A 20,633-nucleotide genomic window follows, 5' to 3' on the forward strand; every position below is an offset into this window, starting at 1 on the left:
TATGATTAAGAGACAGTGGTAATATAGTCGGCAACAGCTACTTTGGATACAATGACGGCGAGTAAATCTGCTACAAACAGTAGGTGAAGAAAGCCTGACACCGTATCCGATGATAGTGAATCGACTATATCAAACCAATGAGAAAATTATGGCGCACAAAAAAAAGAACGTCCGCAAAAAGCTTTGCCCTGTCTGCGAGCGCGAGTTTAGTTGGACTAAGAAGCTAGATAAAAACTGGGAGAGCATGGTCTATTGCTCAGACCAATGCCGCCGCGTTAAAAAGTATGAAGGGCTAGATCATCAAAAAGAAGACAAGTAGTCGTTAGTAATGAAATAGAGCTATGTAGACATAAGGGAGCAGACGATGGCACACAAAAAAGTAAATTTACCGCAAAAAACCTGCCCCGTCTGCCAACGCCCATTTACGTGGCGTAAAAAATGGGAGAAGGATTGGGAGCAGGTGATTTATTGTTCTGAGCGGTGTCGGCGGGGTAAGGTTAAGATTGAGTAAGAACTAATTATAGCTGTTTCCTGCTTTTCTCTCATATCTATTAGCTATTGCAACTAGCCAAGCCAAGCAGGATAACCGCTACAATTAAGTGCTAAGGCGCACTTTTGACATAATGTTAACTTGAAAAATTAAAGCTTAAGTAGTGAGTAGGTTGAATTCTAAGCACTATCTGCATCTAATTAAATGTTCAACATTTCGTTCGAAATGAGAGCATTGCCATTCTTGAACTCTTCAACTAAATGAAAATGTTCTAAATCCTCGAAAAAACTAGGAGAAACATGTTCAAAAATTATCATTTGAAAATGACCATTTTCTTTTAATCGATTATCGATATAATCATTTAGTAAGTTAAATGCCTGTTTAATTTTGTCGTTATCGCTTTCAAGACTTTCTTCTCTTCTTATATCTGAGTCGTCACTCTCAAAATATGGTCGGCTAGGCTGGTCAATAACTAAAAATGGAGGAACATAAGGAGCTTTATTCAAGAAAATAACTTCGTGAATAGCTAAAGAAAAGAACAAATGTAGAAATAAATGGTTTGAACTACTACCAACACTAGGCTCTATATCTATAGAGTTAGGCTTACGTAGCTGTAGTAGTTTATTTTTATAGTCAAACTTTGGTTGAAACTTAGAGTAATTTCCCAATACTGCTCCATACTGCTGTAAATATCCACGTATCACTTCTTCAATCAAACCAATTGTTGATAATTTCATTTCTTCAGTATTCTCAACATCTATCTTATTGATTAATTCTTGAAGCTTATCAATTTTTACTTGAGTATTTTCTGGAAATTTATCTTCACCAGAATATAACTTCAGTATCTCTGTTGCTCTTCCTATAAAAATTAGTTTTTTTGCATCTGTATCTGTGATTCTTATTTCTTTCGGTAAAACATCTAGCTCTTGCTGAATAGATTCCAATTCTATTTTAAGTTTGACTATTTGGTCAGTAACTTGTTTATCAATAGGGGTAACTTTTTTGTTTGCTTGTTTAAGTTGATTAAGTTCATTTTCAAGGTTTAGTATTATTTCAGAAAAATAAGATGTTCTCACCTCAACCTTATTTTTTAAGTAGTCTATTGGTTTTAAACTATCATGAATGGTAGATAGGTTTTCCTTATGAGTATTGTATTGGTTTTTAAGGATTTTCAAATTCCTAATTTTTCTCAAGATTAAGCTTCTATCTTTTTCGAGTAGTTCGCGTTTAATTATACCAATATCTTCTGTAGCTCTCCTATTTTCAATAACACCTTTTAATTCACTAATCGCTTCCACATCTTCATCAGAAGAAATTATTGCCATTTCTCGAGCTTCTAGTAGAATATCCTTAACCTCGTCAAAAGATTGGTCTTGACGCTGTTTATATTTAGAATTTCTTCTTTCAAGAGTAGTAATTTCTTTTTCTAAGTCTTCTTTTTTCTCCTTAAGTAATATATTTTCTATACTGTCAATTCCAGTAGCTATATCGAATATCCGAGGTAAAGCTTCTCTATATCTTGAGTTGTTTTGTTTATCGAAATAAATATTACGAGAATCATTAATAATATCTTGCGAGATAGTGTTGAACATTAAAAAATATCTAAGTGATATTTTGGAGCCTTTCTTTAAACTTTTACCACCATATGCAACTGTAATATTAGAATCAATAGAGAATTCAGTTTCGATAATAGATTTCAATGCTTCCTCAGTGTTATTTGCTGTAGGAAATTTTTCTGGAACTTCTCCTATACTTGAAAAATAATATTCATTGGAAACTTTTTTAGTATAGTGCTTTCTTGCTAAAGTATAGGTCTTATCATTGATTTCAAATACCAATCCATACCATGCAATATTTTCATTAATGATACTATCAGAAATACCTTTTGAGCTTGCAAAAAAGCAGTAATCAATAATATCTAAAATTGCTGTTTTGCCAGTATTACTATTCCCTGTAATTACATTAATCTTATCGACTTGAAAATTGAGGACTCTTTGCTTTCCATTTCTCGACCATAACAATAGCTTTAGAATATTAAATTTCTTCATAAATTAACTCTTAAGTTCAAATATAGCTTTGAGCTATCTTCATTCATTATTTTAGCCATGTTTTCTGACGCTTTGCTTATTTTTTTTGCTCTTTTACCCATCTTCGAATCGTATTTAAAAGGAACGTTGCATATCAAGGTGCCATGTCTGAAGCTTATTATTTTAGTTTCTATAAGATACTGTATGGCATGAATAGTTTCTACACTTGCATCTTCATATCTATCGTTAAAGTTTGAAAAATACTCTATTTTCAAAGCAATTAAGTGTTCGATACTAAGAATTTGTATATTCTGACGAGCAAGGTAATCTGTAAGAGGCTTATGTGCATAGAAAGGCATTATAAGCATAGCTTTAGATAATGATAATTCACCTAATTCATAAATAGTAGAATGTAAGGCAATTGCTACTATACCGAAGTTATTATAACTACCTAAGTTCATTTTTTATATCGCTCCCAATCAAGAGTCCAGCCAATTTCTGGAATATTCGATAGATAATAAAATTCTCCATTACTCATCTCAATATCTAGCTCTTGACCATCTATGGATAGTTTTTCCTTTCTTAACTCATCAATAACTTCGAGGCTTTTTTCTTGAGTTAAGCCTTTTCTCTTTTTACTTCTTAATATATTTTCCCAAATAGTTTTAGTATTGCTATGGAAGTCTTCATATTTGTTACGAGTTATCTCGCCATTCTCAAACCATTTAAAAATATTATCTTCTAGTTTTAGCATATGTGTAGTTAATCGAGTCAGCTGGTCAAAATCATCCGTCTCAAAATCTTCAATATCTAATAACTGCTTTATAAACACTTGTTCTTTTATCTCTGAAATGCTAGGTAATGCTGAGTTAAGAGGTCTAATTGGTAACTTACTGGCTGAAATTTGAAAATATACCTTATATTTTTTATAGAACTCATTAAAACTGACTTCAAACTTATTACCTGACTTGATAGTTATAAAATTATCCTTTCGCATGTCTGAATCTAAGTTTCTAAACACATCTTCGATATTTTTCTCATCAACCATTTTTCCTCTGAGTGATTCATATATCATAGGAAAAATGTCATTATTACCTAATTCAAAATTGATATTAAGAAGAAATTTTTCTAGTACTGATTGCTTCAATGATAAAAGGTCATCTATATAGGCAATAATGGTTTTAGATGTTGTTTTTGATCTGATGGGCTCCAATTTTTTAATAAAGCTATTTATATTTATCGAGGACTGTTTAAAACTATTGATAAGATTTACTATTTCATTGCTCTTGTTGTCTAGCTTATTACTAAAAATCACAAATTCAGACTTCTTTAAAAACTCTAACTGTTGCTTCTCATTAGCACGTCCATCATTTTTGTCACTGATTACTTTAGACCAGTTAGATAGAGTTTTCCATAAGTCAGGGTCTCTTGTCGTAAGATTGGTATTATCGTGGATGGTATGTTTGACTTGGTAGTATATTTGACAATCATTATCTAATTCAGTGGTATGTACATCATCAATTACTTCTAAACCGATAGATTCTCCAGGTTTTAGATGCAAAAGCTTAAGTATGAAAAAATAATACTGGAAGTCAAAGCCTAGAGCTGTCTTGTCAGCACTTGTAGATTCAGTATGAGGTTTCTTCGACATATTAAAAATCCATTTTTTAAGCTATTTCAGATATTTAGCTAATAATATCAGAAATAGCTTAAATGTGAACTTATGTAAAATTTTTAATATGTAAAGAGTTAAAAGCCGATGTAAGCTTAAAAGTGATTGTATATAAACGAAGAGGAATATGGCAAGTTGTTAAGAACTTTATACGACAACTGATGTCGTCATGCTAAGCTCTAATTATTAGAAGAAATAGGTGCTATTGGAGTAACTAAAACGCCTCAAAAATTAGCTATCACCTCATCTAGGTTTGCAGATAGAAAAAAAAGCGAAGTCAGCTATAAAAGCCAATCCCGCCTCAAGTAATTTCTAGAAAATTTTAGTCAAAATCCAATCTAAAAATTCGGATTTAATCATTAAAAGCCCTACCTACCTAGCATCCCTCTTAGCAAAAATATTCGCAACTAGCGCACCACTAAAGTTATGCCACACACTAAATATTGCACTAGGTAAGGCAGCGACAGGGTTGAAATACGTCGCCGCAAGTGCAGCGCCTAGACCAGAGTTTTGCATGCCCACTTCTATCATAATCGCGCGGCGTTGTTTCTCCGTAAAGCCGGACAAGCGAGCGATTACATATCCCAAGGTATAACCCGTCATATTGTGTAAGGCAACCACGATAAATACGATAGCACCACTATCTAAGATGGTCGCTTTAGACACGGCAACCACTGCCGCTATAATGATAGAAATACCCAACACCGACACCATCGGTAATACCTCGGTGACGAACTCTATCTTTTTACCCAAAAATTTATGAAAGATAACACCCAGTAATATGGGCAAGATTACGATTTTCGTAATGGTTATCATCATACTGGCCAAATCGATATCAATAAGCTGCCCCGCAAAAACACTGAGCAGAATAGGGGTCAGAAAAGGTGCAAGTAGGGTAGAGATAGAGGTAATCGCCACACTTAATGCCACATCACCTTTCGCTAAGAACGTAATCACATTACTAGAAGTACCGCCCGGGCAACAGCCAACCAAGATAACACCGACTGCTATTAAAGGATCGAGGTTGAAAATTACCGTCAATAAGTAGGCAATGATAGGCATTAACGTGAACTGCGCCAATAGCCCTACCAGTACAGGTTTAGGTCGTTTGACAATCTCTAGGAAATCTTCAGTCTTGAGCGTCATGCCCATCCCAAACATAATGATGCCAAGTATGGGAACAATCAAAAAAGCCAACGAGGCAAAGAATTCAGGAAAAACAAATCCCAAAACAGCACTGACCAATGCCCAGACTGCAAAGGTCTTGCCAATCCAACTAGAGAGTAATGCAATCTGATTCATAGCCTATCTCACAAAGATAAAAATAATAGAGTAGACAATAATCTAGCATGGTTCTTGTTAGCAAATGATGAAAGTATTTTGCTATGAACGTAGCCATAAGTTTGCTGATTGTGGGCAGAATAGACTGCTATAAAAAATGGCTTACTCATATTAAATGAATAAGCCAAAAAATTATCAGAAATTATTTAAGCGTTAACTGAGTTTTAAGTTCTTACAAATTCGGATTTAACCACTTCTCAGCAGTCTTCATATCCCAGCCTTTACGCTCAGCATAACTTTCTAACTGATCGTGGCTGATTTTGCCGACATTGAAGTATTCACTATCAGGATGCGAGTAATAGAATCCGCTGACCGATGACGCAGGCCACATCGCATAGCTTTCGGTTAGCGTTGTACCGATGGCATCTACCGTACCGAGCCAATCAAACAATTTGCCTTTTTCGGTATGTTCAGGGCAAGCAGGGTAGCCAGGTGCAGGGCGGATACCCACGTATTTCTCTTTAATCATCTCATCATTGGTGAGTGATTCAGTTGGTTGGTAACCCCAGTACTCTTTACGGATTAGCTCGTGCAAATGCTCGGCAAAGGCTTCTGCTAAACGGTCAGATAGTGCCTGTACCATGATGGCATTATAGTCATCACCTGCTGCTTTATACTTTTCAGCCAGGGCTTCTGTACCCACGATAGAAACGGTAAAGCCGCCCAAGTAATCGGTATGCGTCTCTGATGGCGAGATGAAGTCTGCCAAGCTAAAGTTCGGCTTACCACTGGCTTTGTCGCTTTGCTGACGTAAGTGCTCGAATTGATATTCTGCTGCACCGCCTTCACTAGCATTGTCATAGACAGTGACGGTATCGGCACCCGTACGGCGCGCAGGCATGAGTTTAAATACCCCTTTGGCGACGATTAATTTTTCATCAATCATTTTTTGCATCAGCTCATTGGCATTCTCAAACAGGTCACGTGCTGCTTCGCCGACCACATCATCTTGCAATATCTTCGGATATTTACCGACCAGTCCCCAAGAGATAAAGAATGGTGTCCAGTCGATATAAGGCAGTAGCTTAGCGATTGGATAGTCATCAAATATCACTTGCCCAAGCTTATTGGGGACTGGTGGCACATAGTTTTCCCAATCATACTGAAAGCCAATCTTGACCGATTCGGCATACGTGACCTTCGCCGCTTTTGGTTGACGCTTGGCAAGGCGTTCACGTACTTTGACATACTCTTCGCGAGTTTCATCGATAAGCGCTTGACGGTATTCTTTGGAGAGCAGTTTAGTGACTACACCGACTGAGCGTGAGGCATCAGATACATAGATGACGGCATCATTTTGGTATTGTGGCTCGACTTTGACCGCGGTATGCGCTTTGGAGGTCGTTGCACCGCCAATCATCAAGGGTAGCGTCATGCCGCGCTCTTGCATTTGCTTGGCGACATAGACCATCTCATCGAGACTTGGGGTAATCAGACCTGATAAGCCAATGATATCGACTTCTTCTGCGATAGCGGTATCGAGGATTTTTTCACACGGTACCATGACGCCCAGATCAACGATATCATAGCCGTTACAACCAAGTACCACGCCAACAATGTTTTTACCGATATCGTGGACGTCGCCTTTGACTGTGGCCATGAGGATTTTGCCTTTCTTTTCACCCTCGACTTTTTCTGCTTCGATATACGGATTTAGCCACGCAACGGATTGTTTCATTACGCGCGCAGATTTGACCACTTGCGGTAAGAACATTTTACCGGCACCAAATAAGTCACCGACGATATTCATCCCATCCATCAATGGCCCTTCGATGACTTCTAGCGGCTTGGGGTATTTCTCCCATGCTTCTTTGGTATCCGCTTCGATAAAGGTGGTGATGCCTTTGACCAGTGCATGAGCGATGCGCTCTTCTACTGTGCCTTCGCGCCAGCTCATATCAACGGTGCTGTCTTTTTTCTTGCCACCGTTTTGGTAGTTCTCAGCCACAGTCATCAGACGTTCGGTGGCGTCTTGACCGCTCTCACCTTGGTTGCGGTTGAGCATCACATCTTCGATGGCGTCGCGTGCTTCTTTTGGAATATCGTCATATAACTCAAGCATGGCAGGGTTGACGATACCCATGGTTAAGCCATTTTGAATCGCATGATAAAGGAATACAGAGTTGATGGCTTCACGAATTGGGTTACCACGGAAACTGAACGAAACGTTAGAGACACCGCCGGATACCATTGCATTGGGCAAGTTCTCACTAATCCATTTGGTGGCGTTGATAAAGTCCGCACCATAATTATTATGCTCAGTGATACCAGTGGCAACGGCAAAAATGTTCGGGTCAAAAATAATGTCTTCTGATGGGAAACCAACTTCGTTGACCAACACATCATAGCTGCGCTGACAAATCTGAATCTTACGCTCGTAAGTATCGGCTTGACCGTCTTCATCAAATGCCATGACGATAACGGCGGCACCGTAGCGCATGCAAAGCTTGGCACGCTCAACGAATTCAGTATGACCTTCTTTTAATGAGATAGAGTTGACAACGGACTTGCCTTGGATACGCTTAAGGCCTTCTTCGATGATGTCCCATTTAGACGAGTCAATCATCAGCGGTACGCGGCTGATATCAGGTTCACCAGACACCAAGTTGACGAAATGAATCATCGCTTGCTTGGAGTCGAGCATGCCTTCGTCCATATTGATATCGACGATTTGCGCGCCGCCTTCGACCTGATCTCGCGCCACATCGAGTGCTTCGGTGTAAGCTTCGGTTTTAATCAAGCGTAAAAACTTTTTAGACCCTGTCACGTTGGTACGTTCACCGACGTTGACGAACAGGCTTTCAGGTGTAATCGTAAATGGCTCAAGACCCGATAAACGGCAGGCAGGTGGGATATCTGGAATGACGCGCGGTGGATAGTTTGCCACCATTTTAGCGATTTGACGGATATGCTCAGGCGTCGTACCACAACAGCCACCCACGATGTTTAAGATACCTGCTTTGGCAAAGCCTTCGAGCAGGGCGGCGGTTTGTTCGGCTGTTTCATCATATTCACCAAACTCGTTGGGCAGACCTGCGTTCGGATGCGCGGACACATAGGTATTAGCAATGTTCGACAGTGTTTGGATATGCGGACGCAGCGCATCAGCACCAAGCGCACAGTTAAAGCCAACCGATAATGGCTTGGCATGGCGGATTGAATTATAAAAGGCTTCGGCGGTTTGACCTGATAGCGTTCGACCTGAGGCATCGGTAATCGTCCCCGAAATCATAATCGGTAACTCAAAGCCAATATCATCAAACACGCCTGTGATGGCAAAGATTGCAGCTTTGGCATTGAGCGTATCAAAGATCGTCTCAATCAATATTAGATCAACACCACCTTCTATCAGGCATAAAGTCGCTTCACGGTAATTTAGTACCAATTCGTCAAAGGTAATGTTACGAAAAGCTGGGTCATTGACGTCCGGTGATAGCGAGCACGTGCGTGAGGTTGGCCCTACGACACCAGCGACAAAACGCGGCTTCTCAGGCGTTTTTGCCGTAAATTCATCCGCCGCTTCACGGGCAATCTTGGCTGCTGTCTTATTCAGCTCAGGCACTAGATACTGCATATCGTAGTCAGCCATCGACAGACGCGTACCGTTAAAGGTATTGGTCTCGATGATATCGGCACCAGCTAGCAGATGATCGTGATGAATGTCTTTAATCATGTGCGGTTGTGTCAGTACCAATAAATCATTGTTACCGCGTACGTCTTGATTGATATCGGCAAAACGCTCACCACGATAATCCGCTTCTTCTAATTTATAGGTCTGAATCTGTGTACCCATCGCCCCATCTAACATCAAGATGCGTGACGCCATTTGCTCGGTGATACGGGCACGTGCCGTCAATTGCTGTTCTTTATAAGGAAACACGGCAGGTGGCGTTAAAATAAAGTCATCAGCGGATGATGGACTAGAAGTAGGAGCAGATTGAGAAGTCATCGTTTGAGTCATAGGAGCGCTGCTTATATCGTCAATGTTATAAAAGGGGAAGTAATAAGAATAAGAATAATAAATAGCGTGCAAAATTCATAAAAGGCGTGGGCAAATCCGCATTATTCTAGCATGAAAATCATAGCTCACGGGGACAGTACTTATTCCTCTTTGGCAATATGCTAGACAAAAAATCTGCCTGTTGATTGAGTGAGCATGATGTTCAAAGTTTATGCCATTAAGCGATTATGAACAAATGAATATCATTTCGCTTAAAGATTACATAAAGCTTTGTTTCTACAAATGAAAGCACAACGATTGTGCTTAAAAGTCAGACAGAGTTTACACCTGTACTACAAAAAGTTGCGTAAAGAGGAATTGATAAAGCTTGGTTATATGTTAATTTAATTTCAGAAGGATTGATGTTTCGTAAGCAATACTTACTAGTAAATGTTAATAGTTGTATTAGTGACATCTAACATTTATCACTATTATTAGCGCTAGTATTTGCTATAAGGGAAGACGATCTAATCTGCAAGACAGTTATAGAAAAGTCAATAAATACTTAATCATTAAGGATAATGTTATGAAGCTTACTAAAATTGCTACCATCGGTACATTAGCACTCTCAATCGCTGGTTTGAGCGCTTGTAATAATATGATGCCAAGCAAAAGCGCAGCGATGAAAGCACCTATGCACAGTCAATCTATGGCAAAAATGAATGTGGTACAAGTTGCCCAAAGTAATCCTGACTTCTCGCTACTGGTCGAAGCCGTCGTAGCGGCAGATTTGGCGGGTGCTTTGTCTAACCCGAATGCAAACTATACAATATTTGCGCCGACCAATGCCGCATTTGTACAAGTTCTGCAAGAAACAGGCATGAGCAAAGCACAACTATTTGCCAACAAGCCACTATTGACTAAGATTTTAGGCTATCACGTGATTAACGGTGCTGCGCCAGTATATGCGAAAGACGTTAAACCGGGCAATATTACTATGTTCAGTAAAGATACTCTGATGGTCACCAATCAGGGCAAATTGATGGACGAAAATGGTCGTGCTACCAATATCATAAAAACCGATATTGCTGCTAATAACGGCGTAGTACATGTTATCGATAGAGTATTACTGCCCAAATAAGATTGATCTCAAAATTACAGCTAAAGAACTATATCCCTATTACTTTGTATGATGCAGTTGGTATGAGTACCAGCTACCGTCTTTGATGACATGATTGTTAAATACACGCTATTTTAATTGCCAACTGTCTTAGATGAATCTCCTTTAGATGACACTGCTGGCATTTAGAATGTTTGAGATATTTTTTAAGCGTGTCATCATTATTGTTTAACACTACGACAATAAACGACAGTCATCTTTGTTTCTTGTTGAAAGCTTTGATCATTTAACAATTTCAATCATTCGACGGATGCTACTGACAAAGTAGGTGGTTCATCTGAACTCATACATAAGGATATACTCATGCTAAAAAGAACCCTATTATCTCTGGCGCTTGCCATGACCGTTTTGCCGCTAGCCGCTTGTAATGACGACGATAATGATTTTTCAGTTGTTGTAGAAGCACCAACACAAAATATTGCAGAAATTGCTGCTGAAAATAAAAATTTAACCATTCTTAATGCTGCGTTAAAGGCGTCTGGACTTGATAAAGTTTTGATGTCATCAGAGGACGAATTTACTGTATTTGCACCTACTGATGCTGCATTTGCTGAATTATTGGAAGAGCTTGATGTGACATCAGAAGAGTTATTGGCTGACAAAGAGCTATTAACCATGGTCTTAACTTATCATGTTATCCCCAATATAACAGTCAAAGCTGCTGACATTCCTTATGGCGACAGTATCGAAACAGTCAATGGTCAAGCGATATCTATTAGTGATGCCAATATCATTATGGATGCAAGTGGGGATACCTCTAAAATTATCAAAACAGATGTATTGGCCACTAATGGCGTCATTCACCTCATTGACGACGTATTGCTACCTACTGACAAGTCTATAGTCGATCTAGCCGTTGCCACAGAGGATCTCAGTATCCTCAAAGAAGCGGTAGTAGCAGCAGGATTGGCTGATGCCCTCGCTGATGAAGACGCTGACTTTACCGTCTTTGCACCAAACAATGCCGCTTTTGCTAAATTATTAGCTGAACTTGAGATAAGTAAAGAACAGTTATTACAAGATAAGCCGTTGTTGACGAAAGTGCTCACCTATCATGTGATTGAAGACGACCGCGTCTTTGCCTCTGAAATTATGGTAGGCAGTCAAGAGATGCTGGAAGGCAGCAGCATCACATTTGACGATAAAAAACAAATTACTGATGAGAGAGATCGTACCTCTAATATCGTGACCGCGAATATACAAGCGAACAATGGAGTTGTACACGTGATCGATACAGTGTTGCTACCTAAGTAAGCATTAATCCGAAATTAATCAGTTAAAATTATAGTTATTGGTATAGCAGAGGCGACATTATTACTATTGTTTAGTTGCTATCATTTGCAACAGATAAGTGGTTCGCTGTTATATACATTAACTGGGTTAAGTTATTTGTCAAACAAGTCACTTAACAGACCATCCCTTTATAAGGAAATACTTATGTTGAAGAAAAACTTACTTTCTATCGCTGTCGTTACAGCTGCCATGTCATTAGCCGCTTGTAATGATAAAGAAGCAGTTACTGATCCTGTTGAGCCTGAAGTGACTACTGAAGAAGTGGTTGTAGAGCCCGTTGCCGAAGTTGAGCCAATGACTGAAGCCGATCCAATGGCCGATACTGCTGCGACGCAAAGCATTGCTGAAATAGCAGCTGGCAACGAAAATCTAACGATTCTAACGGCTGCATTACAAGCTGCTGGCTTAGATACAATGATGATGGATGCTGGGACTTATACGGTATTTGCACCAACTGATGATGCATTTGCTCCTGTGTTAGAGAAGCTAGGCGTTACTAAAGAAGAGCTATTAGCCGATACAGATCTACTGAAAAAAGTACTTCCGTATCACGTAGTACCTATGATTGTTATGGCAGCTGACATTCCTTATGGTACTGATGTTGCTACTGTAAATGGTGCTACTATCAATATTAGTGATGCTAATGTCATCACTGATGCGACTGGTAACACGGCTAATATTACTGGTACAGATATCATGGCAACGAACGGCGTGGTTCACACTATCGATGCAGTATTGATGCCTGAGTAAGTTGTTTCTATAGCCTCTTTATTGATGATTAATTATTTAAATAATGACGTCGAAGAAGCCTAGCTATTGAGCTGGGCTTTTTTGCGTTTGGGGGATACCTAATGTTTACCATAGCATTGATATAAGTCAGTCGCATGAAAACGGTTCAATGTAATGGAGAGTAAGATAAATGAGCCTCTCATTGGTTCACACTAATGCAAGTTTAAAGAGTAATGATGACTTATGTAAGATATCTATTGAAGGCTTATGAATGCAAAGGTTTGAAACAAAAAAGCCCGAAACGATTGTTTCGGGCTTTTGTTTTAGAAGTTTGAATAACAATTATGTTAAAGAATAATAGCTACGTTATAGAATATTACTTATGCTCTTTACGTAGTGGATCCGCTGCCATTCTTTGTTGCTCTTTTAGATGACGCTCTTCCCAATAAGGGGCGTTTTTGATGCCGAATTTTGCAGGATCAAAACTGTAGCGCTCAACACCTGCTTTACGCTGTGCTTCATAGTCTTTCAGCATGGTAAGTGTTGGACGAGCCACAATGAAGATGACCAAAATACCAACGATGTTCAACCAAGCCATAAGCCCAACACCAATATCACCAATAGCCCAAATGTAGCCAGCTGAGTTTAGGCCGCCGTAAGCAACCATCACCATGATTAAGATTTTGACTAAGAATAGACCAGTCTTGTTGGCACTGCGACCGACAAAGCGAGTTAGATAAGCAACGTTCACTTCAGCGATGTAGTAGTAAGCCAAGATAGTGGTAAAGGCAAAGAAGAAGACAGCAATAGCGATAAAGGTGTTACCAAAACCACCATAAACAGATTCCATCGCCATTTGCGTGAATGCAGGGGCGTTGATTTCAGTAGTAGCAGCGACGTTCTGTACGATGAATTGACCGTCTGGTAATGTTCCTTGAATGTTGTAAGTACCCATGGTTAGGATCATGAAGGCAGTAGCAGAACATACTAATAGGGTATCGACATATACTGAGAATGCCTGAACCAAACCCTGCTGTGATGGATGCTCAACTTCAGCAGCAGCAGCAGCATGAGGACCTGTACCTTGACCTGCTTCATTTGAGTAAATACCACGTTTTACGCCCCAACCAATCGCTGCACCAAAACCTGCTTGAGCAGTAAAGGCATCGCTAACGATTAGACCGAATACTTGTGGAATCATATCAAAGTTAGTAAACATGATGATCAGTGCAAGGACGATATAGCCCAATGCCATAAAAGGAACGGCATACTCGGTAAACGTTGCGATACGCTTGATACCACCAAAAATGATAATACCTAATACCACAAGGATAATGGCTAAGGCTACTAGACGCATTGAGCCAACTTCTAAGGCGCCAATGCTCATAACAGACCCTTCGCCCATTACCTGTGCGAAAGCATTGATAACGCCGTTTGCCTGTACACCTGGTAAAAATATACCACAAGCGAGGATAGATGAGATTGCAAAGAGGATGCCATACCATTTTTGGCCAAGTGCGCGCTCAAAATAGTAAGCTGGGCCACCGCGATATTCGCCAGTGATGACGTCTTTTTCTTTATAAATCTGTGCGAGCGTAGACTCAACATAAGCAGTAGATGCGCCTAAGAAGGCCACGACCCACATCCAAAATACGGCACCTGGGCCACCGAAACCGATAGCCGCAGCTACCCCAGCGATGTTACCCATACCCACGCGTCCTGCGAGTGATACGGCAAGTGCCTGAAATGATGAAATACCTTGATCACTAGATTTACCAGTAAAGAGTAACTTGATCATTTCACCGAACAGACGCACTTGTACGAAGCGCGTCATAATGGAATAAAATAGGCCCGCGCCCAAGCACAGATAGATCAGTGCGGGGCTCCAGATAATTCCGTTTACTAAGTTAACTAAACCTTCCATATGTATATTCCTAGTACTGTCTCAAAGTGGCTCTGTATGCTAGGAGTAAGCTAACTGGTTAACTTACTTATTTAAGTTAAGCAGTTAAATTATCTACATCGACTCATGTATATCCGTTAAGTCTCATACGCGCTTAGCCACTAAGAATGGACTGTAGTTGTCTGTCGTTATCCGCTTGGTTTATCAGTAATATTGACAGTTTGCTTAAGCTTATTACCGACGATATGCGTATTAGCATAGTTGCAAGGCGTAAGCTGTCTCAATTACTGCGACATTTATCTTATCACTTAATATCTGAGATGAATGTTCAGTAGACCGGTGGATAAAACAGGCGGTTATAATATTAAATACTTATCATGCCGATAGCATTCAACTTTTTGTGAGCGGTATCGATTGACTACAGGGTCGGTGTGGCTGATTGAAACGATTAAGCAAGTTTCTAATAACTGAGTAATATTTTACATAGAAATCAACAACTCGCTAATACTAATCAAGCCATAAGTCCACTACCAAATGTATTCAAACCGTACGGCTACGTAACTGCAATTTGCCATATTTTTGTAGTAATTACTAGAATTTTCTTTGTACAGAAGCATATATATTCATATTGGGTCAGGCAGATATGACTATAAATAACGATAAAATATCGCATGTTTTGACTGTTGTTAGATATCGAAACAATAGATAAAGCCACATCGACTACGCAAAAACAGAGCGGTCATTCATCGCTTATCTGTCACTCCTCTATACTGGACAAGCTATGCACTAAAGATAATGCCAGTGGTTCGATGATATTTGTGAGGTAGATATCACCAATGATAGGTAATAAAAACGAGCAATAGTCATGGGGTAGCAGTGTGGTTTTGCGGTTGTGTTTTGGTAACGGCTAATTGTAAAAATAATGAGATAGCGCCATCATTGTGTAAGATATCTTATCCTATAGTTTTGTTTCGTTGATAAGAAGAGACTCTAGCAGAGCGGCATACGATTGCTATCGTACTCATTAACTGCTGTTTTTATGTTTAGTGTGGCTTTAATATAAGTGATGTGCCTTTAATTATAAAAAATATACGGCTCTAATACTTAAATAGACATACATTTGCATGACCTCATGTATCAGCTTCAAAATACAAGCTTTAAAAAATTATTAAAAAAGTGTTACTGGTTATTTATTATTTACCATTATTAGGAGAAACAATGATGACGCGTCAATCAATTGTAAAACCCATATTGCTCGCAGCCGTGTTAGCGACGTCTACCGTTGGTCTAAGCGGTTGTGGCTACAACAACCTGCAAGCTCAAGATGAGCAAGTTACCGCGTCGTGGTCAGAAGTGGTGAACCAATATCAACGCCGCGCTGATTTGGTACCAAACTTAGTCAAAGTCGTGCAGCAGTACGCTGAGCAAGAACAAGAAGTGTTTACTCAAGTAGCTGAGGCACGCTCTCGTGCTGGTAGCATTACTGTGACGCCAGAAGTACTGAATGATCCAGAAGCGATGGAGCGTTATGCAGCTGCACAGGAACAGATGACAGGTGCATTATCACGTTTGATGGCTGTCTCTGAACGTTATCCTGAGCTAAAGTCAGATGCTTTGTTCCAAGACTTACAAGTCCAGCTCGAAGGCACTGAAAACCGTATTGCCGTTGCTCGTAACCGTTATATTCAAGAAGTGCAAAGCTATAATACAACGGTGCGCCAGTTCCCAACCAACATTACAGCAAAAGTATTTGGTATGAATGCCAAGCCAAACTTTAGCGTGGCGAATGAAGACGCTATTTCAACCGCACCAAGTGTTGACTTCGGTGATGATAAGTCAGCGACAGCTGAGTAGTGGTGATTAAATAGAGATGAAAACAGAGCGGGATTTGTCGCTCTGTTTGTTTACATTTTTATCGTTTAGCTTAGTTAGCCACTAGTTTGCTTAGCCACATTTTTAAAGGTATTGATGGATATAAATGCCTATTAAATGAATATCAAATCCAAAAAGTACGATTAGCTATGTCAAATTTGGTTTCTTTGCTATGCTAATTTTTGTGAATGGTATCACGTAGATTCACTCAGTACAGATGTCACTTGAGGTGGTATAGATTAGATGAACAATTCAAAAGCAATCCTATCAGTATTACTGTTCACACTCAGCGTCAGTAGTGCGCCTGTGTTGTATGCTGCGCCTAATGAAGCCATTGATAGCACTTCAGACATGCAAAGTCGTAGTGTTGAGGATTTGGTAGTGATTGCCAAAGCGGGCGAGTCTAATGAAGCGATCAATGACGCTGTATTGGGTAATGATGCAATCAATGATGCCATTTTAGGCAATGAGGCGATCAACCCTAATGCCGCTAATAATGAGGCAACAGTTGGGTCAACAGCCGCAAATCCTTCTCCTATACAGTCAAATGTACCCAGTGTCGATGCCGATAAGCTCATATTAAATAATCCTGTGGTTGATCAGGCTAATATTCTAAATCCGCAAGAAAAACAGCGTCTAGAGGCGCAGCTTAGAAATATTTATCAGCAAGGTCTTGCCCAAGCAGCGGTGGTTATCGTGCCTACGACCAATGGCGTCCCTATCTTTGACTATGCTCTACAAGTAGCTGAGAAGTGGCAGCTGGGCAATAAAGACATCGATGATGGCTTACTCATGGTAGTCGCCGTCAATGACCGTGATATGTATATTTTGACGGGTTATGGACTAGAGGGTGTCTTACCAGATGCTGCCGTCAATCGTATTATTCGTGAAGATATCACGCCGTTATTTAAGCAAAATAACTATGGCGCTGGAATAATAGCTGGCGTTGACGCACTCAAAACGCGGCTGACTGCTGATCCTGAGGTATTGGCTCGTGCTGATGCGCAAGCAGCCGAGCGTAGTGCACAACAAGGTTCAGACGAGCTACCATCGCCCATATTTTTATTCATTATGGCAATGATATTTGGAAGCTTTATTACCAGTATTTTTGGTCGTGTATTTGGTTCTATTATTACTGCTGGTGGGTTTTTTGCGGGATCGTTAGCCTTAGGCGGTGGGTTTTTTATGACCGTTATCATGGCTATCTTCTTATGGCTATTTTTGATTTCACGAGGTGGCGGCGGTGGTGGTAAAGGTGGGTCTGGCGGCGGTCGTAGAGGCGGCGGTATGATATTCCTACCTGGTATGGGCGGTGGCGGCGGCTCTGGCGGTGGTGGTTTTGGCGGTGGTGGTTTTGGCGGCGGTGGCTTCGGTGGTGGCGGCGGTGGTTTTGGCGGCGGCGGTGCTGGTGGCTCGTGGTAGACGCTTGGTAGATGCTTAAGTAAAAACGGATATTAAACGACCGTCAGCAATGACGTATTTGAGGAAATAGTAAAATGTCAGAAAACAACGCGTCAAATCCCAGTTTTGTCCGCTGGTGGCGTCAAGTCTTATTTATTCCTATATTGCATAGTAAATGGTTAACAGCAGCAGCCAAAGCACGTTTGACAGACGAGGTGACCCGTGCAGAGCGAGGGCATCGGGGTGAGGTGTTTTTGATTGTAGAAAACCATCTGCCGATTCAAGAGGCGTACTATATTGGCTGTCGCGAACGTGCGATTGAGCTGTTTAGTGAGTATCGAGTTTGGGATACTGAAGAGAATACGGGCGTCTTGGTGTATGTCAATATTTGCGAGCACCAGTTAGAGATCGTAGCTGATCGTGGTATCAGTGCTCATGTCAGCCCCACCGTTTGGCGGGCGATGTGTGACAAGGCCGTGTCAGGTATTGCCAATCAAAAAACCGAAGAAAGCTTGGCTGAATTGTTAGATGAAGTTGGGCAAGTGCTGCGTCAGTATTATCATTTGGAGCAGGATCCAGCGGGTAACGAGTTGTCTGATACTGTGGTGTTTTTGAAGTAACGTAGATGAGGGAATCTGATGGCTTGTTATTTTGCTAGCATCGTGTTCTTTTATAGGGTTTCGGCATTAATTACAATATAATAGTGCCTCTAGAAATCGAGGGTGACTGATATATTGCTCAAGCGTCTATACAGGCTTTGCATTTATAAAGGCACTTCTCAAAAGCACTTCTCAAAAGTACTCTACTACAAAAAGCCGTCACTGGAATCCTATGATTGATTTAATAAAGAAATTACCAAAAGCTGAGCTGCATTTACATATTGAAGGCTCACTAGAACCTGAGCTGATGTTTAGATTGGCAAAAAAGAACCAGATAGAGATTCCTTATAAAAATATAGAAGATGTGCGCAACGCCTACAACTTCACCAACTTGCAAACCTTTTTAGATATCTACTATGCAGGCGCAAATGTCCTGATCACTAAAGACGATTTTTATGATTTAACGTGGGAATATATACTTAAGTGTGTTGAAGATAACGTCATTCACACAGAGATATTTTTTGACCCGCAGACGCATACTGAACGAGGTATACCTTTTGAAGTGGTGATAACAGGCATCAAAGAAGCGCTTGCAGATGCCAAAGAAAAATATGGTATCACCTCTTGTATTATCATGTGTTTCCTAAGGCATTTATCACAAGAAGAAGCGTTTGAGACCTTAGAGCAAGCACTGGTATTCAAAGATGACATCATCGCTGTCGGTCTTGATTCGTCAGAGCTGGGCAATCCACCATCAAAATTCAAAGATGTCTTCAAAAAAGCTAAAGAAGCAGGTTTTAAGCTGGTCGCCCATGCTGGTGAAGAGGCAGATTTTTCGTACATTTACGAAGCACTGGACTTATTAAATATCAATAGAATTGATCATGGTGTGCAATCGATAAAAAGCCCAGAGTTGATGCAAAGACTGAAGGATGAGCAAATGCCGCTGACCGTTTGCCCGAACTCAAATATTGAGCTGAAAGTCTTTAATAATTACAAAGAACACAATATCAAAGAGCTGCTAGATTATGGTCTAAATATCACCATAAACTCAGATGACCCAGCCTATTTCAAAGGTTATATGAATCAAAACTTTATAAATATATGCGAAAATTTACCGCTAACAGAAGATGATGTTGTTACTTTGGTAAAGAACTCCTTTAATGCCTCATTTATTAGTGATGAATTAAAAGCAGCATATTTGGCGAAAGTTGATCTGGCACTAAAGTAAATCAACTATGATTATGTTTTAGTATCCAAGGCTTAACGGTTGATATCAATCGTTAAGCCTTTTCTTTTTTACACGGTATGCTTTTTAGGTTGAAGTAACTTATGTTCAGGCGACTTAAGTTCAAGCGACTAGAGCGCAGTGATTTTCTGGATTAATAACGGCATAATCACACCAGCTTTTTCTGCTAAGGTGATATCCACAATAGTATTCGGCGTTGGATTGGGATTTATCTCAATAATTTTGGCACCATTTTGTTTCGCTAACTGTGCGAGTCCAGCGGCAGGATAGACGAAACTGGAGGTGCCAATGCTGATAAATACCTCGCAATTCGCCGCCGCATCTTCTGCTGTTTGCCATGCTTGTACTGGTAATGCTTCGCCAAACCAAACGATATCTGGTCTGATATAGCCATCGCAATGGCGACAGGTCATCAGTGTGTCATCAAAATTGATTGTATCCTCGCTATGATACGAACCCCTCGATTGACTTTGGCAGGCTGTCTCACATTGACTACAGCGGTTATGCCACAGATTGCCATGCAAATGAGTTGCCTTACTGCCAGCTTGCTCATGTAAATCATCAACATTTTGAGTGATAAGCGTTAATGATTGATTGGACGACTGAGTATGGTATTGCCACTGCGCTAAGGCAACATGTGCAGGGTTCGGTTTTTTATCCGCTACCAGTTGTCTGCGCCATTGATACCATGACCACACCAGTTTTGGATCACGAGTGAAAGCCTCAGGTGTCGCCAAGTCTTCCACACCATAGTTTTCCCACAAGCCTGTTTGCTTATCTCGGAAAGTTGGAATGCCACTTTCGGCTGAAATCCCTGCACCCGTTAAGATGCAAATATGCTGTTTGGATGTCAATAATTTAGCAGCAAGTTCTACTTCTGCTATTAACGCTGGTGATAATTCTGCTAACATGAGCCAACCCTTGCTAATAATGGATA

16 protein-coding genes are annotated in these 20,633 nt (G+C 40.3%); 9 read left to right on the forward strand and 7 right to left on the reverse strand.

Annotated elements, in window-relative coordinates; genetic code table 11:
- Positions 1-148: 148 nt before the first annotated feature.
- Together Q6344_02660 and Q6344_02665 are read left to right on the forward strand one after the other, a co-directional pair.
- Entirely contained in the window at positions 149-319 is a 171-nt protein-coding gene (locus Q6344_02660) for a DUF2256 domain-containing protein (GenBank protein WLG14270.1), read from the forward strand.
- A 45-nt stretch (positions 320-364) separates the two neighbouring features.
- Positions 365-511 (forward strand): DUF2256 domain-containing protein, encoded by a 147-nt coding sequence (locus Q6344_02665; GenBank protein WLG14271.1) that lies wholly within the window; start codon positions 365-367, stop codon positions 509-511.
- A gap of 179 nt (positions 512-690) precedes the next feature.
- Here Q6344_02665 and Q6344_02670 read toward each other — a convergent pair whose 3' ends face one another.
- The 5 genes from Q6344_02670 to metH form a co-directional block, all read right to left on the reverse strand.
- On the reverse strand, positions 691-2,538 hold the full coding sequence (locus Q6344_02670; protein ID WLG14272.1) for a DUF3732 domain-containing protein: 1,848 nt from the start codon (positions 2,536-2,538) through the stop codon (positions 691-693).
- A complete protein-coding gene (locus Q6344_02675; protein WLG14273.1) occupies positions 2,535-2,978 on the reverse strand; it encodes a DUF6521 family protein in 444 nt (147 codons plus the stop codon). Before Q6344_02675 ends, Q6344_02670 begins: the two co-directional genes overlap by 4 nt.
- Positions 2,975-4,168: a hypothetical protein gene (locus Q6344_02680; GenBank protein WLG14274.1), complete on the reverse strand. Its 1,194-nt coding sequence runs from the start codon at positions 4,166-4,168 to the stop codon at positions 2,975-2,977. The genes Q6344_02675 and Q6344_02680 overlap by 4 nt, the downstream gene beginning before the upstream one ends.
- Positions 4,169-4,561: 393 nt before the next feature.
- Entirely contained in the window at positions 4,562-5,491 is a 930-nt protein-coding gene (locus Q6344_02685) for a bile acid:sodium symporter family protein (protein WLG14275.1), read from the reverse strand.
- A gap of 211 nt (positions 5,492-5,702) precedes the next feature.
- On the reverse strand, positions 5,703-9,491 hold the full coding sequence (metH, locus tag Q6344_02690; protein WLG14276.1) for a methionine synthase: 3,789 nt from the start codon (positions 9,489-9,491) through the stop codon (positions 5,703-5,705).
- Positions 9,492-10,056: 565 nt separating this feature from the next.
- Between metH and Q6344_02695 the strand changes: the two genes are divergently transcribed.
- From Q6344_02695 to Q6344_02705, 3 genes are all read left to right on the forward strand, one after another.
- On the forward strand, positions 10,057-10,611 hold the full coding sequence (locus Q6344_02695; GenBank protein ID WLG14277.1) for a fasciclin domain-containing protein: 555 nt from the start codon (positions 10,057-10,059) through the stop codon (positions 10,609-10,611).
- A gap of 342 nt (positions 10,612-10,953) precedes the next feature.
- Complete coding sequence (locus Q6344_02700; protein WLG14278.1) at positions 10,954-11,904, forward strand: fasciclin domain-containing protein; 951 nt, start codon at positions 10,954-10,956, stop codon at positions 11,902-11,904.
- 183 nt (positions 11,905-12,087) lie between these two features.
- Positions 12,088-12,693 carry a fasciclin domain-containing protein gene (locus Q6344_02705; protein WLG14279.1) on the forward strand — a complete coding sequence of 202 codons (606 nt, stop codon included), beginning with the start codon at positions 12,088-12,090 and terminating at the stop codon, positions 12,691-12,693.
- Positions 12,694-13,048: 355 nt separating this feature from the next.
- On the opposite strand, the gene Q6344_02710 is transcribed toward Q6344_02705, so the two are convergent.
- Positions 13,049-14,596 carry an alanine/glycine:cation symporter family protein gene (locus Q6344_02710; GenBank protein WLG14280.1) on the reverse strand — a complete coding sequence of 516 codons (1,548 nt, stop codon included), beginning with the start codon at positions 14,594-14,596 and terminating at the stop codon, positions 13,049-13,051.
- Positions 14,597-15,796: 1,200 nt separating this feature from the next.
- On the opposite strand from Q6344_02710, the gene Q6344_02715 reads away from it, so the two are divergent.
- The 4 genes from Q6344_02715 to Q6344_02730 all read left to right on the forward strand — a co-directional run bounded on the left by Q6344_02715 (position 15,797) and on the right by Q6344_02730 (position 19,678).
- Positions 15,797-16,429 (forward strand): LemA family protein, encoded by a 633-nt coding sequence (locus Q6344_02715; GenBank protein ID WLG15122.1) that lies wholly within the window; start codon positions 15,797-15,799, stop codon positions 16,427-16,429.
- Positions 16,430-16,690: 261 nt separating this feature from the next.
- Positions 16,691-17,869: a TPM domain-containing protein gene (locus tag Q6344_02720; GenBank protein ID WLG14281.1), complete on the forward strand. Its 1,179-nt coding sequence runs from the start codon at positions 16,691-16,693 to the stop codon at positions 17,867-17,869.
- Between the two features lie 74 nt (positions 17,870-17,943).
- The gene (locus tag Q6344_02725) at positions 17,944-18,468 is read left to right on the forward strand and encodes a TPM domain-containing protein (protein ID WLG14282.1); all 525 of its coding nucleotides are present in this window, start codon (positions 17,944-17,946) and stop codon (positions 18,466-18,468) included.
- 211 nt (positions 18,469-18,679) lie between these two features.
- Positions 18,680-19,678, forward strand: coding sequence for an adenosine deaminase (locus Q6344_02730; protein WLG14283.1), 999 nt, complete (start codon positions 18,680-18,682; stop codon positions 19,676-19,678).
- Positions 19,679-19,806: 128 nt separating this feature from the next.
- Here Q6344_02730 and Q6344_02735 read toward each other — a convergent pair whose 3' ends face one another.
- Positions 19,807-20,607 (reverse strand): NAD-dependent deacylase, encoded by an 801-nt coding sequence (locus Q6344_02735; protein WLG14284.1) that lies wholly within the window; start codon positions 20,605-20,607, stop codon positions 19,807-19,809.
- Between the last annotated feature and the right edge of the window lie 26 nt (positions 20,608-20,633).

The organism is Psychrobacter cibarius, assembly GCA_030686115.1.
Taxonomy (GTDB): Bacteria; Pseudomonadota; Gammaproteobacteria; order Pseudomonadales; family Moraxellaceae; genus Psychrobacter; species Psychrobacter cibarius_C.

Bases quoted from the DNA above. Each gene is read 5' to 3' on its own strand.
- Q6344_02695 (WLG14277.1), top strand. From the start codon at position 10,057: ATGAAGCTTACTAAAATTGCTACCATCGGTACATTAGCACTCTCAATC.
- Q6344_02705 (WLG14279.1), top strand. From the start codon at position 12,088: ATGTTGAAGAAAAACTTACTTTCTATCGCTGTCGTTACAGCTGCCATG.
- metH (WLG14276.1), bottom strand. From the start codon at position 9,491: ATGACTCAAACGATGACTTCTCAATCTGCTCCTACTTCTAGTCCATCA.
- Q6344_02685 (WLG14275.1), bottom strand. From the start codon at position 5,491: ATGAATCAGATTGCATTACTCTCTAGTTGGATTGGCAAGACCTTTGCA.
- Q6344_02730 (WLG14283.1), top strand. From the start codon at position 18,680: ATGATTGATTTAATAAAGAAATTACCAAAAGCTGAGCTGCATTTACAT.
- Q6344_02725 (WLG14282.1), top strand. From the start codon at position 17,944: ATGTCAGAAAACAACGCGTCAAATCCCAGTTTTGTCCGCTGGTGGCGT.
- Q6344_02700 (WLG14278.1), top strand. From the start codon at position 10,954: ATGCTAAAAAGAACCCTATTATCTCTGGCGCTTGCCATGACCGTTTTG.
- Q6344_02680 (WLG14274.1), bottom strand. From the start codon at position 4,168: ATGTCGAAGAAACCTCATACTGAATCTACAAGTGCTGACAAGACAGCT.
- Q6344_02670 (WLG14272.1), bottom strand. From the start codon at position 2,538: ATGAAGAAATTTAATATTCTAAAGCTATTGTTATGGTCGAGAAATGGA.
- Q6344_02735 (WLG14284.1), bottom strand. From the start codon at position 20,607: ATGTTAGCAGAATTATCACCAGCGTTAATAGCAGAAGTAGAACTTGCT.
- Q6344_02665 (WLG14271.1), top strand. From the start codon at position 365: ATGGCACACAAAAAAGTAAATTTACCGCAAAAAACCTGCCCCGTCTGC.
- Q6344_02710 (WLG14280.1), bottom strand. From the start codon at position 14,596: ATGGAAGGTTTAGTTAACTTAGTAAACGGAATTATCTGGAGCCCCGCA.
- Q6344_02660 (WLG14270.1), top strand. From the start codon at position 149: ATGGCGCACAAAAAAAAGAACGTCCGCAAAAAGCTTTGCCCTGTCTGC.
- Q6344_02720 (WLG14281.1), top strand. From the start codon at position 16,691: ATGAACAATTCAAAAGCAATCCTATCAGTATTACTGTTCACACTCAGC.
- Q6344_02715 (WLG15122.1), top strand. From the start codon at position 15,797: ATGACGCGTCAATCAATTGTAAAACCCATATTGCTCGCAGCCGTGTTA.
- Q6344_02675 (WLG14273.1), bottom strand. From the start codon at position 2,978: ATGAACTTAGGTAGTTATAATAACTTCGGTATAGTAGCAATTGCCTTA.